General features: G+C 36.3%; 12 protein-coding genes. All 12 read left to right on the top strand.

Annotated features, from left to right (window positions below; genetic code table 11):
* The first annotated feature begins 191 nt into the window (after positions 1-191).
* The 12 genes from LE180_RS04040 (at position 192) to LE180_RS03985 (ending at position 12416) form a co-directional block, all read left to right on the top strand.
* Complete coding sequence (locus tag LE180_RS04040) at positions 192-467, top strand: S4 domain-containing protein (RefSeq protein WP_374134191.1); 276 nt, start codon at positions 192-194, stop codon at positions 465-467.
* 3 nt (positions 468-470) lie between these two features.
* On the top strand, positions 471-1079 hold the full coding sequence (locus tag LE180_RS04035; RefSeq protein ID WP_374134190.1) for a penicillin-binding protein activator LpoB: 609 nt from the start codon (positions 471-473) through the stop codon (positions 1077-1079).
* 48 nt (positions 1080-1127) lie between these two features.
* Positions 1128-2522 carry a COG3014 family protein gene (locus tag LE180_RS04030; RefSeq protein WP_374134189.1) on the top strand — a complete coding sequence of 465 codons (1395 nt, stop codon included), beginning with the start codon at positions 1128-1130 and terminating at the stop codon, positions 2520-2522.
* Between the two features lie 267 nt (positions 2523-2789).
* Complete coding sequence (locus LE180_RS04025; protein WP_374134188.1) at positions 2790-3635, top strand: sulfide/dihydroorotate dehydrogenase-like FAD/NAD-binding protein; 846 nt, start codon at positions 2790-2792, stop codon at positions 3633-3635.
* Positions 3620-5002 carry an NADPH-dependent glutamate synthase gene (gene gltA, locus LE180_RS04020; RefSeq protein ID WP_374134187.1) on the top strand — a complete coding sequence of 461 codons (1383 nt, stop codon included), beginning with the start codon at positions 3620-3622 and terminating at the stop codon, positions 5000-5002. Before LE180_RS04025 ends, gltA begins: the two co-directional genes overlap by 16 nt.
* A 14-nt stretch (positions 5003-5016) precedes the next feature.
* Entirely contained in the window at positions 5017-6999 is a 1983-nt protein-coding gene (locus LE180_RS04015; RefSeq protein ID WP_374134186.1) for an LTA synthase family protein, read from the top strand.
* Positions 7000-7045: 46 nt separating this feature from the next.
* Positions 7046-8275 carry a [FeFe] hydrogenase H-cluster maturation GTPase HydF gene (hydF, locus tag LE180_RS04010; RefSeq protein WP_374134185.1) on the top strand — a complete coding sequence of 410 codons (1230 nt, stop codon included), beginning with the start codon at positions 7046-7048 and terminating at the stop codon, positions 8273-8275.
* Positions 8276-8504: 229 nt separating this feature from the next.
* Positions 8505-9257: a triose-phosphate isomerase gene (tpiA, locus tag LE180_RS04005; protein ID WP_374134184.1), complete on the top strand. Its 753-nt coding sequence runs from the start codon at positions 8505-8507 to the stop codon at positions 9255-9257.
* Between the two features lie 45 nt (positions 9258-9302).
* A complete protein-coding gene (gene rpiB / locus LE180_RS04000) occupies positions 9303-9770 on the top strand; it encodes a ribose 5-phosphate isomerase B (RefSeq protein ID WP_374134183.1) in 468 nt (155 codons plus the stop codon).
* A gap of 209 nt (positions 9771-9979) precedes the next feature.
* Positions 9980-10804 carry a transketolase gene (locus LE180_RS03995; RefSeq protein ID WP_374134182.1) on the top strand — a complete coding sequence of 275 codons (825 nt, stop codon included), beginning with the start codon at positions 9980-9982 and terminating at the stop codon, positions 10802-10804.
* A 31-nt stretch (positions 10805-10835) separates the two neighbouring features.
* Positions 10836-11783 (top strand): transketolase family protein, encoded by a 948-nt coding sequence (locus LE180_RS03990; protein ID WP_374134181.1) that lies wholly within the window; start codon positions 10836-10838, stop codon positions 11781-11783.
* A gap of 30 nt (positions 11784-11813) precedes the next feature.
* On the top strand, positions 11814-12416 hold the full coding sequence (locus LE180_RS03985) for a hypothetical protein (RefSeq protein ID WP_374134180.1): 603 nt from the start codon (positions 11814-11816) through the stop codon (positions 12414-12416).
* The last annotated feature ends 927 nt before the right edge of the window (positions 12417-13343 follow it).

The following is a 13343-nucleotide window of genomic DNA, read 5'->3' as shown; positions in this document are numbered from 1 at the left end:
GATAGGGAAAAGAAAATTTAGAAGAGTAGTTTTCAGGAGATAAAAAATGAACTTAAAGAAAGTTGCAGTATATTTTATCTCCTGAAAACTACTCTTCTAAATTTTCTTTTCCCTATCTGCAAAACAAATTCTTTTTCAAATTTAACTACAAAATCCTCCTCTGTTTTTTGAGAATCTATCTTTACACCGCCTTGCTCTATAAAACGCCTTGCCTCATTTTTGCAAAAAAAGATATTCCTGAGGATATAGAATATTACGTAATGAAGAAAGAAGAGATGAAATTATCTGATATTCTTGTTGAAAGCACGATGGTATCAAGCAAAAATGAGGCAAGGCGTTTTATAGAGCAAGGCGGTGTAAAGATAGATTCTCAAAAAACAGAGGAGGATTTTGTAGTTAAATTTGAAAAAGAATTTGTTTTGCAGATAGGGAAAAGAAAATTTAGAAGAGTAGTTTTCAGGAGATAAAAAATGAACTTAAAGAAAGTTGCAGTATATTTTATCACAGGACTTATGTCAGTTTGCCTTATCGCATGTTCGGGTCCTCAGGTTTCAAGGGTTGACTCCAATGAAGAAATTGATTTAAGTGGGTATTGGAATGATACAGATTCGCGGCAGGTTGCCGAAGACATGATTATAGATTCTTTTGCAAATCAATGGATAACGAATTATACGAAATCAAACGGTAGAAAGCCCAGAGTTATTGTTGGATTAGTTCTAAATAAAACCGAAGAACATATAAGCACCGAAACTTTTGTTAAAGATCTTGCAAGAAGTTACATAAATTCAGGCAAAGTAACGTTTGTAGCTTCAAAAGATCAGCGCGCTGAAATAAGAGCGGAAAGAAGCGATCAAGCAGGAAATTCAAAAACCGGTTCCGCTAAAAGCCATGGTTCCGAGACGGCGGCTGATTTTATGTTAAAAGGTCAGATTAATTCAATTGTTGACGCTAATAAAAAAGCCCAGCTTAAATATTATCAAGTTGAACTTGAATTAATAAACTTGGAAACAAACGAAACTGTTTGGATCGGACAGAAAAAAATAAAAAAAGTAATCTCAAGAAAATTGTATAAAGCGTAAATGTGCAGGATTATATCTATAAAAAAACCGCTCATCCTTGTCATATCGATGCTTTTTGTGGCGGTTACGACGACGTTTGTAGGGTGCGCCGCTAATTTAACAAAATACTATAAGAGTTTAAGAGTTAAAATGGACTCTGGTGATTATTCCGACGCGGCGGAGTTTGTTGAAAAATCAAAAAACAAATATGGATCTAAAAATATTCTTATGTATTATTTAGATTCCGGTATAGTAACTCATTTTGCAAACGATTATCTAACAAGCTCAAAAAGATTTGAACAGGCGAAAGCAAAGTTTGAAGAATACTATCAAAAGAGTATAAGCGCCGGCGTGGCATCTATGTTTTATAACGATAGCGCAATGCCCTATTATGGCGAAGATTTTGAGAGAGCGCACGTGTCTATCTTTGAGGCGTTGGGTTATATATTGTTGGGTCGCGATGATGATGCGGTTGTTGAAGCTCGTCAAATTGATACACGTTTTAAAAGCTTTGCGATAGAAGCAAATCGTAAGAATTTTTATAAAGACGATGGGTTTATAAGATATTTTATGGGGCTTGTATATGAAAACTCCGGTTGTCTTAACGATGCCCACATTTCGTACTATACAGCGTTAAAGGCTTATAAAAATGATATTGCAGAAGTACCTGTTCCAAAAGAATTGGTTGACGATGCTTATACTTCGGCTTTAGCTTTGGGGATGAGTGACAGAGCATCAGAAATAAAGAAAAATTATCCTCAAGCGCATCAGCGAGAAATTCCTAATGATTATGGCGAATGTATAGTTGTTGATTACAATGGTTTTGTACCTGAGAAAATAGATAATGTATTAGAGTTTGCTTTATCTAATATGTGGGCTTATGTGGAAGCTGCTCAGGTGGACAGTCAAGAGCAAGAAGATTTTAATAAGGCAAAGTCTATAGGTCTTTCTGTTTTTGCAAATGATTATGTGAAAGTTGCTTTTCCAAAATACAAAGACTTTAAAAATAAAATTGTTGCTTTTAAAGTACAATTCGATCGGCAAGAAGTAAAAGGTCTTGTAGTTCAAAATGTAGGAAAAATTGCCAAGGCGTGTTTAGACGACAATATAAAAAAAATATATGCAAAAACTTTAGCTAGAGCGGCAGTTAAATATATTATCGGCAAATCTGTTTCAGAGAGAATTTCGAATAATGCTGGAGAGAGTTGGGGAGAGTTTTCGCAGATTTCGTTCAATATGTTTAATTCCCTCTCAGAAAAATCAGACAGACGCGCATGGAATACTTTGCCTGATAAAATTTTGATGGCAAGGTTTTGTTTACCTGCGGGGATGCATACTCTTAAAATTAATTTTTTAGGAAAAGACGGAGAAGTTTTAGATTCTTGCAGCGCAGAGGTCGATGTTAGAGCAGGGAAAAAGAATTTTGTTGCAGTAAGAAGCTCTAAAATAGATATTTTAGAGTAAAGTTTGCGAACAAAACTGCCTCGTTTTTATATTGGTGGTGCAATATGCCCCTAGCGCAAAGTTGTTTGATTATAGAACAGATTTCAAAAAAGGCGTTATATGTGCTACGACGCAGGTATTAAATCTTTATTTTTGAGCGGAACTACGTACTCATTTTTTTACTCACTTAAACCATGATTAAACTTTGAGAGTTTAGAGTACCTGACGTTTTTTCATACGTAACAACTTTGCTTTTATGTCTTATAGATATTAAACTGAGAGGCAGAAATGTACAAAATTGTAAGTAAAAAAGAAATAGGGTCAAAAGTGCACAGTTACGAAATTTATGCGCCCGAAGTTGCAAAAAATGGGAAAGCGGGACAGTTCATTATATTTAGAATTGACGATAAGGGAGAGAGAGTGCCTCTAACGATAGCGAGAACTAATCCCCAGGAAGGTTTAGTAAGAATAATTTTTCAAGAAGTAGGTAAAAGCACCGCGCAGTTGGCATCTCTTAACGAAGGCGATAGCATAAAGGATTTTGCAGGTCCTTTGGGTCAGCCTACTAACATTAAACATTATGGCACTGTTGTTGCAGTTGCCGGCGGCGTAGGCGCAGCTGAAGTTTTGCCTGTCATAAAAGAGCTTAAAAAAGTCAAGAATAAAGTTATCACTATAATAGGAGCGAGATGTAAGGATTTGATAATACTCGAAGATGAGTTAAAACAAGAAAGTGACACTCTCCTATTTGCTACAAATGACGGTACGTATGGTAGAAAAGGATTTGTTACAGATGTTTTAAAAGAGGTTATGAATGAGGAAAAAATAAATATAGTGTATGCTATAGGTCCCGTTCCTATGATGAAAGCTGTCGCAGATATCACAAAAGAAAAACACATTGAAACAGTTGTCTCTTTGAACCCTATAATGCTCGACGGTACAGGGATGTGCGGCGCTTGCAGAGTTACTATTGACGGTAAAACGAAATTTGCATGCGTTGACGGACCTGAGTTCGATGCTCATCTCGTGCATTGGGAAGAGCTTTCTTCTCGTCTGCAACTGTTTAAAAATTTAGAACAAATGTCGTTGGACAATTTTGATCATCGCATGGAGTGCAAATGTCACAAAAAATAAAAATGCCCGAAAGGGATCCTCAAATAAGAAAAAGAGATTTCAATCAGGTAAATACTGGCTACACGCATGATGAAATGCTTGCTGAAGCAAAAAGGTGTTTGCAATGCAAAAATCCTATGTGCAGCAAAGGCTGTCCTGTTGAAGTTGATATTCCAATCTTTATAAAGTATCTTTCTGAAAATAATCCAAAAGAAGCAATAAAAATTTTAAATCAAAAAAGCAGTTTACCAGCCGTGTGCGGAAGAGTTTGTCCTCAGGAAAGTCAATGTGAAAAGTCATGTGTTTTAGGCAGAAATGGCGAGAGCGTTTCTATAGGTAATTTAGAGCGTTACGCCGCCGATATGATTGTCGAAGATAATGATAACAATACTGTTATAGAAAAAAACAACATAAAGGTTGCAATTGTAGGTTCAGGTCCTGCAGGACTTACGTGTGGCGGCGATTTGTTAAAAATGGGGTATGACGTTACCGTTTATGAATCTCTTCATGATACGGGTGGCGTTTTGCGTTATGGTATTCCTGAATTTAGACTCCCGAAAAAGATTTTGGACATAGAAGTAAATAAATTAAAAAACCTTGGAATGAAAATAGTTCTAAATACTCTTATTGGTAGAACAAAAACTGTCCAAGAATTATTTGACGAAGACTATAAAGCTGTATTTATTGCAGTGGGGGCAGGGCTTCCTGTTTTTCCTATGGTGCCTGGCGAAAATTTAAACCATATTTACTGTTCGAATGAATTTTTAGTGCGTGTGAATTTAATGCGTTCGTTTGATTTTCCTAATTTTGATACCCCCGTGTATAAGGGTAAAAATGTTGTTGTTGTTGGCGGTGGTAATACCGCTATAGATTCCGCAAGAACTGCAATGCGGCTTAGCGCTGAAAGCGTAAAACTTGTTTACAGAAGATCTGAAAATGAAATGCCTGCAAGGAAAGAAGAACAAAGACACGCAAAAGAAGAGGGCATAGAATTTGTAACGTTAACCAATCCTGTAAAATTTATTGGCGACGAAAAAAAGTTTGTTCAATCCGTTGAGTGTGTAAAAATGGAACTTGGCAAACCTGATGAATCTGGAAGAAGATGTTCAAAAGAAGTTGAAGGTTCTAGCTATTTGATAGAAGCCGATATGGTTATTTTAGCTTTAGGTCTTCATCCAAATCCTATTCTGTCGTCGCTTACTAAAGGTTTAAATACAAATACAAAAGGGTATATTATAATTGACGATAATTTTATGACTTCAATGCCTGGTATTTTTGCCGGCGGGGATATTGTCGGAGGAGATACTGTTATAGAAGCAATGGGTATGGGTAAAAAAGCTGCAAGAGCGATGGATAAATACCTTAAGAACCCGAGTAAATATACATGAAGAATTTCAAAATCATGTTTTTTAAAGTTATATCGTTAAATTTTATATTCTTGTTATTAATGTCAGCGTACAGATTTATATTTTTCGCGTACTACGGCAAAGCCGTGGATTTACATGATTTTGGTTTTGATATTATAAAAACATTTTATATGGGGTGTCGGTTTGATTTGTCAGTAATTGCATGGATAAATGTTTTGCCTGCGCTCTTGTTTTGTTTATTATTTGTAATAGGCAGACAGTCTCTTTTTAAACGCCTTATTACGTTTTTGAAATATTATTACACTGTTTTTATCGGCATTCTTTTAGCGTTGTTTTGTATAGACTTTTATTTCTATGCGTATTTTCAAGATCATCTTAATGTTTTAGTTTTTGGTTTTATTGAAGATGACACAATAGCGTTGATAAAAACTTTCTATGAAAATTATAATTTATTATTGATAGGACTTGTGATTGTTGTCTTTTTTGTGATAATTTTTTTCATTTCTAAAATTGTTCTGAAATTTAAAGATTATAACCTTCGATTCCCCAATATTTTTGTAAGAATTTTGTTGTCGATTGCGCTCGCTTTTTCAATCTTTTTAATGATAAGGGGAAGCGTTGGGTTACATCCTATAGGCGTCTATTCAGACGTATCATCAAATGCTTTTCTTAATCAAGCGGCTATTAACTGTGTGTTTAATTTAGGAAAGGCGATTGAGTATAAAATAGAAGCATCAAAACTAAAGAATATTGAAACAGGTTATGAGAATAATATAAGACAGGCGTTTGCGGATTTTTTAGGAAAAGATGTTGGCATGATTTCTGAAGAAAAGCCTGAAGAATCGCTTGTATTTAAAACTTCTGTAAATAAAAAAATAGAAAATCTTAAGCCCAATGTAATCCTTATTGTAATGGAAAGTTTTAGTGATTACTTAATTAAATACAATTCTGAGAAGTTTAATGTTCTGGGTAGCTTGAGAAAACACTTTGATGAGGATGCAATTTTCCATAATTTTTCATCGGCGGGAACTATCACTATCGAAGCTATAGAAGCGATGTTTTTAAATATAAGAACGAGACCTAATCCTATAAATCTAAGCGTGTCAAAATACGCATATAAGCAATATCAGTTTGCCGGGCTTGTTCCTTATAAGCAAAGTGGATATGAAACATCTTTTATTTATGGTGGTTGTACAAGTTGGCGCAATATTGGAACATTTGCGTTGAATTCAGGTTTTGATAATGCTTTAAATTGCGGAATGATAAAAAAAGATTCTCCAGGCGGTCCTTGGGGCGTATATGATGAATATCTTTTTGATTTAGCTTTTGAAGTTTTGTCGCAGAGCGATAATAATAAATTTATTTATATTCTAACTACAACAAATCATCCTCCGTACGGATTACCAAATGATTATAAAATTTTACCGTTGGAAATCCCGGATTCTTTAAAGAGGAATATTTCAATTTCAAATATTAAAAAAGCTCAAAAGAGATTTGCTACGTATCAGTATTCAAATGAAATGCTTGGACGTTTTATTTCCAAAATTAAAAATTCAAAATACGGTGATAATACAATAATAGCTGTAACCGGTGATCACACTTCTCGTACGTATCGCATAGAGAATTTTTTAGATTCTATATGCGTTCCGTTCTATTTATATATTCCTAAAACAATAAAATCAGGAAATATTAACACCGATGTTTTCGGTTCTCACTTGGACATAATGCCCACGCTCTATAATCTTTCGTTGTCAAATGTAGAGTACATGTCTGAAGGGACAGACTTGCTTTCTAAAAATGCCGTAAATAATACTATTTCATACGAAAGTTGGCTTATTGATAAACATCATGCCATTGACGATGACATTTTTGCCAATAGCGCTATTAAATATTATTCTTTAGATACTAATCACGAACTCGTTCCAACATCTGAAATGACAGAACATAAAAATCTCTTAAGACGTTTTTTATCAATGCTTGCAATTTCAGATTACTTAATTAAAAATACTGGCAAGTAGCTGTTTCGTAGAATCCGGTATTGTTTTGTTGTATTACGGAGATAATGTGAAAGCATTAACAGTCCAAATCGGGATATTTGGTAGAATCAACACGGGCAAGTCCTCTCTTATGAATTTCATGACGAATCAAAATACGTCCATTGTTTCAGAAATTGCAGGAACAACAACAGACGTAGTGCATAAACAAATGGAACTAAATCCATTAGGTCCAATTACCATCTTTGATACCGCAGGCATTGATGATACTTCTGTTTTAGGCAACGCAAGAATAGAAAAAACACAAAGAGCTTTTGATTCCTCAGATGTTATAATTTTAATGTGTGAGGTGGAAAAGTTTGGCGTATTTGAAGAAAGCATTATTAAAAAAGCCGATAAAAGAGAAACCCCGTGTATTATTGTTGTAAGCAAAACAGATTTAAATCAGCCTGATGAAACATTTTTGGAGCAGCTAAAAAAACATTCAAAACATATTGTATTATTTTCCGCTATTAATGGTAACAGAGATGCTTTTCTTAATACATTAAAGGAAATTCTTATAAAAGTTCTTCCGGATAATTATACAGAAAATTATTTATCTTTAAGAAATATAGTAAAAAAAGGTGATACAGTTGTTTTGGTTATGCCCATAGATTTAGGCGCGCCGCGTGGCAAAACAATAATGCCCCAAGCGCAGACTGTAAGACATATTTTAGATTTAAATGCAGCGTCTTATACCGTGCAAGATACAGAATATAAAGCAGCGTTACAAAATTTAAAAACGCCGCCTGTACTTGTAATAACAGATTCTCAAGCAATTAAACGTGTAGCCGAAAAAACGCCTGTCAACGTTAAACTTACAACGTTTTCAACAGTTTATGCTGCAGATAAATCCGACATAGTAGAAATGGCAAAAGGCGCAACGGTTCTTAATAATCTTCAAACTGGCGATAAGGTTTTAATCTCAGAAGCTTGTACGCATCATGCGTCTATTGACGATATAGGTAGAGTGAAGCTCCCAAAATGGATTAGAGATTATTCAAAGAAAGATTTGGAAATCAAATATGTTTCCGGACAAGACTACCCTAAAGATGTTGCAAATTATAAAATTATAATACATTGCGGCGGGTGTACATTAAGTAGAAAGGGAATGCTTGCGAGGCTTAGTAAAGCCGTTGAATCCGGCGTTGCAATAACAAACTATGGTATCGCAATATCTGTTTTTCATGGAGTAATAGAAAAAGTTCTTGAGGTTTTTCCTGAAGCGTTATCGGCTTACAAACAGGCGTTGAAAAACTAGCAATGAATCTGATATAATTACGCATGTAGTCAAATCGCTTTAAGGTGCTCTGTTAAGTTTTAACACCACCTAGTCGATTGCGAGACTTGTGGCGTTTGCAAGTTGTGACAATCTAGACAACAACGATGCTGGATTGCTTCGTCATTTCGTTCCTCGCAAGGATGTCGTTGGCGCAACTTAAAGTGATTTGACTGTGTACAAAATTCCAGCTAAAAAAAGGAGATATGTCATGAGAAAGCCGTTAATGGCAGGAAATTGGAAGATGAATAAGACTATCTCAGAGGCTGTAAGCGTTATAAAAGCTCTAAAAAGCGCTTTTGCCGATGTAGAAGACGTCGAAATTTTGCTTTGCCCCACATTTACGACTCTTTATGCTGTAAGCAATGAAGTTAAAGATTCAAATATTAATATTGGAGCGCAGAATCTTTTTTGGGAGACTAAGGGAGCTTTTACTGGAGAAATTTCTCCAGTAATGATAAAAGATGCAGGATGTTCTTATGTTTTGGTAGGTCATTCAGAGCGGAGACAGTATTTTGGCGAAACGGATGAAACTGTAAATAAGAAAACAAGAGCTGCTTTGGTAAATGGACTTGGACCTGTAGTTTGCATTGGTGAAACTCTTAAAGAAAGAGAGGACGGCGTTACGTTTAAGGTTATAGAGAAACAGATAAGAGAAGGCTTGGCGGGGCTTGCGACTGAGCAAGCGGCTTTAGTAGTTATAGCTTACGAACCTGTATGGGCCATTGGTACAGGAAAAACAGCAACTCCGGACCAAGCTCAGGAAGTTCATGCTTTTATAAGGAAAGTATATGCGCAAATGTATAAGGACGCGGTTGATAAAGTAAGAATTCTTTATGGTGGTTCTGTAAATTCTGGCAATGTGTCGGATCTTATGAAAAAGCCAGATATTGACGGCGGATTGGTTGGCGGAGCAAGTTTGGAAGCGGAATCATTTATAAAACTTGTAAAGTATTTTAAGTAAGTGTCATTCATAATTATTTTCAGTTGACTATAAAGGTAAAGATAAATGGAAAAAATAAAAAAATTAGCTTTTGGGACAGATCATGCTGCCGCTGAAATGAGAAATACTGTAAAAGAATATTTGAAAGATATTGGTTACGAAGTTGAGGATTTTGGTTTTGGCGAGCATGGTGTTTGTGATTATCCTGATTATGCCGTAAAAGTTGCTGAAGCTGTTGCAAATAAAAAAGCTGATAGAGGCATTCTTATATGTGGAACAGGGATAGGCATGTCTATAGCGGCAAATAAAGTTAAAGGAACTATAGCCGCTGTTTGCTGGGACGAAGACACTGCAAAGCTCGCAGCGCAACATAACGGCGCAAATGTTATATGTTTAGGCTCGAGAACTGCCACAGTAAGTGAAGTTTGTCATAGAATAAAAATATTTCTTGAAACGCCGTTTGAAGAAAGACATGTAAAAAGAATAGTAAAGATTCATGATATTGAGAAGAAGTGTAGTCGAGGACAAGGATAATATGAAAGAATAAGTGGCGATTGGTAGTATTTCGGCGCATATGACTGATTTGAAAACAGGGCAAATAGTTATGGCTTAATTCGTGTTCTGAAGAAGATAAAGATATGGGTTCTGCGATCGATAAAGTTATGAGATATGTTTTAAAAACGCTTCCTAAACAATAATTTTTTGGTGGATGAAAATAATATCATGCAAAAGGAGTTTGTGCAATGTTGACTTCAGATTTAAAAATAGCGTCTGCTAATGTTAGAAAAGATATTATAAACATGCTCGGGCTTGCAGGTTCTGGGCATCCGGGTGGAAGTTTGTCTGCGGTGGAGCTTGTTGTATCGTTGTACTTTAAGCATATGAAGTTTAATCTTAAGACTGTAAATGATCCTGACAGAGATTACTTTGTTTTATCAAAAGGACATGTTTGTCCTGTGCTTTATGCAGTCCTAGCGCGGCTTGGATATTTTAGTCATGATGAGTTGTTCACTTTGAGAAAAGTAGGTAGCAGACTTCAAGGACATCCTGCAAAAGATAAAAAACTTCCGGGCATAGAAGTATCTACTGGATCTTTAGGATACGGCTTATCTATCGGCGCAGGGATTGCCACAGGTATGAAACAGGCAAAAAAAAGTAATCGAGTTTATGTTCTTATGGGTGACGGCGAGCAGCAAGAGGGCAGTATTTGGGAAGCTGCAATGTCTGCGTCCCATTATAAACTCGATAATCTTTGCGCAATTGTTGACAACAATGGTTTGCAGATAGACGGCGTTACAAAAGATGTAATGAATGTAGAACCTTTGGCTGATAAATACAGAGCTTTTGGTTGGAACGTTATAGAAATAAACGGTCATAATCTCGACGAAATTGGTGACGCGTATGCGCAGTTTAAGGCGACAACAGGAAAACCTACTGCTATAATAGCAAAAACCGTTAAGGGGAAAGGCGTTTCTTATATGGAAAATCTCGCTGAATGGCATGGGAAAATTCCATCAAAAGAATTAATTGAAAAGGCATTGGCAGAGATTGACGCGTCAGTAAAGTAAATTTTAAATATAATTATTTTAGGAGACGAATATGATAGAGGTTTTTGGAAAAAAAGCTACAAGGTTTGGTTTTGGCGAAGGTCTTGTTGAACTTGGGAAAGAAAATCCAAAGATTTTTGTTTTGGGCGCAGACACAACTTCTTCAGTAGCAATAAATACTTTTGGAGATATGTTTCCGGATAGATTTATCGATGTCGGTATTGCAGAAACAAATTTGCTTGGTATGGCAGCCGGCCTTGCAGTTGCGGGATTTATTCCGTTTGTATCAACCTATGGAGTTTTTGCGTCAGGGAGGCCTTGGGAGCAGATAAGAACAACTATTTGTTATTCAAATTTAAATGTAAAAATAGGCGGTTCGCATTCGGGTCTTATGGTAGGTCCTGACGGCGCAACGCATCAGGCTTTGGAAGAAATCGCAATTATGCGATGCCTCCCAAAAATGAAAGTAATAGCGCCATGTGATTTTATTGAAACCAAAAAAGCTGTTGTCGCGAGCGCGCATGCAGATGGGCCTGTGTATATAAGATATGGAAGGGAAAATACGCCAATATTTACAAAAGACAACACCATTTTTGAGATAGGTAAGGCAAATGTTTTAAAAGAGGGGAATGATGTTGCAATTATGGCGTGTGGGACAATGGTTTACGAGGCTTTATTAGCGGCTGATATTTTAGAAAAAAAGGGTATAAAAGCAAGAGTTGTAAATATTCATACAATTAAACCTATCGATGAAAAAGCAATAATTGACGCTGCGCAAGAATGCGGAGCAATAGTAACGGCGGAAGAACATCAAATCTACGGTGGTTTTGGTTCTGCGGTTGCGGAAGTAGTAGTTAAAAATTCTCCAGTTCCTATGGAAATGATTGCGGTAAACGATACGTTTGGCGAGTCAGGTGAAGCTATGGAATTGATTGCAAAATATGGATTAAAAGATATAAATATTGTGGATGCAGTTTTAAGAGTGTTAAAAAGAAAATAATATGGAGAAAAGAAAGGGGGCTGGGGCAGAATGAAGGATTTTAAAAAGGCAGTAAGTGTAGTTGTTTTATTTAGTTTTGTATTTAGCGCATGTGATAGAAATGCAAATTTAGTGCGAGGAAATTTAGTTGGCGCTGATGTAGGAACTCCTTCCGCAATCACAGGAGAAGATAACTCGCAAAAGGGATATAAAGATGAACTCGGTAGCTTTACAAAACCAAAGTCAGTAGATGGACAACTGTCGATGTTTGATACATCTCAAGGCATCCCTGTCACAGATACTACAAAACCAAAGTCAGCAGATGGACAACTGCAGATGCTTGATACATCTCAAGGCATCCATGCCACAGATACTACGAAACCAATAACTTTTAATAATCCAAGTGGAGTTGCTCTTAATCCTCATACTTTCCCTTTTCAAGAAGCGTCAAGTGTTTGCGCCGGTAAACATACCACCACCATACACAGACATATCTTCTCCCTTAATGGGAATTATGAATCTTGGGATTCTATTATCCGTACCTCTTGTCCACCCGCCCCGAGTTGGCATAATCGCGAGTTTGAGGATTATGGATATTGGGATGATTACTATCATCACCCATACCTCTCCACCACCCGCCCCGAGTTGGCATAATCGCAACAGTTGTATTTGATGAGATGATACAATCACATTTGATTTGGTATAGTTGATTTTTTTATAAATGCAAAACAAAAAAAGTGGCGCTAAAATAAAAAGGGAAAAGTTTCATTCGTGAAGCGATACATAGTCCACATTCCCATAATATCTAAATCTATCAAAACCGATAGATAGAAACAAAAGAGGAAATAATATGATGACATTACAATTAAAAAAACGTGTAAGCTTGTTTTGCTTGCCTTTCTCTCATCTTTTTGTGGGCATGCTCTCCCAGCAAAAAAGTTGTTACTAGTCGTCTGCTGTTTGTCCAAGAGCGGTTGTGCGTTGAAGAGCATCCTTGCCTCACTCCACTAAAAGTCGCTTGGAATCGTAAAATCGGGAAAGTCGGAGGATTTAGTGTAACGCCAACAAAAGTGGTAGTAGGCACAGTCGCAGTTTTGGGAACAGTTGCCGTGTTGTTTATAGGATATAAAGGCTATAAGAGGTGGAATAAGTAGTCTTCAACATCATCACCAGCGTCGTCTCTCAGCGGTGACCAGTAGCATCAGTAGGATTCCTAATATGGATATGTTGTGTTCGTTAATAGCGGTAGAGAGCAGATGGATAAAACAAGAGAAGAGTGTTGCCATATAAAGACAATTCTTCACTGACATAAAAACCTGTTTAGCAAGATTTTTTTGGAGAGTTTTTTAAGACCAGCTCTCAAGATTAAACATCTTTAGTAGGCAGACTGAGATTTCGTTTGATGGATGGAGTACATAATTTTGAACTGTGAATTTGGAAAAATGTCCATTGTACTGATTGTTTTGGATAGCGCAGAGCAAAGAAGATAAAATAAAAAATGGAGCAAAACTCCAAAGAGGACGGAATGATGAATTTTAAAAAGGCAGTAAGCGTAGTTGTAGTATTTAGTTTTGTATTTAG

Source organism: Candidatus Endomicrobiellum pyrsonymphae (assembly GCF_020328025.1).
GTDB classification, from domain to species: domain Bacteria; phylum Elusimicrobiota; class Endomicrobiia; order Endomicrobiales; family Endomicrobiaceae; genus Endomicrobiellum; species Endomicrobiellum pyrsonymphae.
Note: the sequence above shows the minus strand (reverse complement) of the source record. Positions and strands in the feature narration are given on the sequence as shown.

What these genes read in the sequence shown, in the direction of transcription:
- rpiB (WP_374134183.1), top strand. Translation starts at nt 9,303, where the DNA reads ATGGAAAAAATAAAAAAATTAGCTTTTGGGACAGATCATGCTGCCGCT.
- LE180_RS03985 (WP_374134180.1), top strand. Translation starts at nt 11,814, where the DNA reads ATGAAGGATTTTAAAAAGGCAGTAAGTGTAGTTGTTTTATTTAGTTTT.
- LE180_RS03990 (WP_374134181.1), top strand. Translation starts at nt 10,836, where the DNA reads ATGATAGAGGTTTTTGGAAAAAAAGCTACAAGGTTTGGTTTTGGCGAA.
- LE180_RS04035 (WP_374134190.1), top strand. Translation starts at nt 471, where the DNA reads ATGAACTTAAAGAAAGTTGCAGTATATTTTATCACAGGACTTATGTCA.
- tpiA (WP_374134184.1), top strand. Translation starts at nt 8,505, where the DNA reads ATGAGAAAGCCGTTAATGGCAGGAAATTGGAAGATGAATAAGACTATC.
- LE180_RS04030 (WP_374134189.1), top strand. Translation starts at nt 1,128, where the DNA reads ATGCTTTTTGTGGCGGTTACGACGACGTTTGTAGGGTGCGCCGCTAAT.
- LE180_RS03995 (WP_374134182.1), top strand. Translation starts at nt 9,980, where the DNA reads ATGTTGACTTCAGATTTAAAAATAGCGTCTGCTAATGTTAGAAAAGAT.
- LE180_RS04025 (WP_374134188.1), top strand. Translation starts at nt 2,790, where the DNA reads ATGTACAAAATTGTAAGTAAAAAAGAAATAGGGTCAAAAGTGCACAGT.
- gltA (WP_374134187.1), top strand. Translation starts at nt 3,620, where the DNA reads ATGTCACAAAAAATAAAAATGCCCGAAAGGGATCCTCAAATAAGAAAA.
- LE180_RS04015 (WP_374134186.1), top strand. Translation starts at nt 5,017, where the DNA reads ATGTTTTTTAAAGTTATATCGTTAAATTTTATATTCTTGTTATTAATG.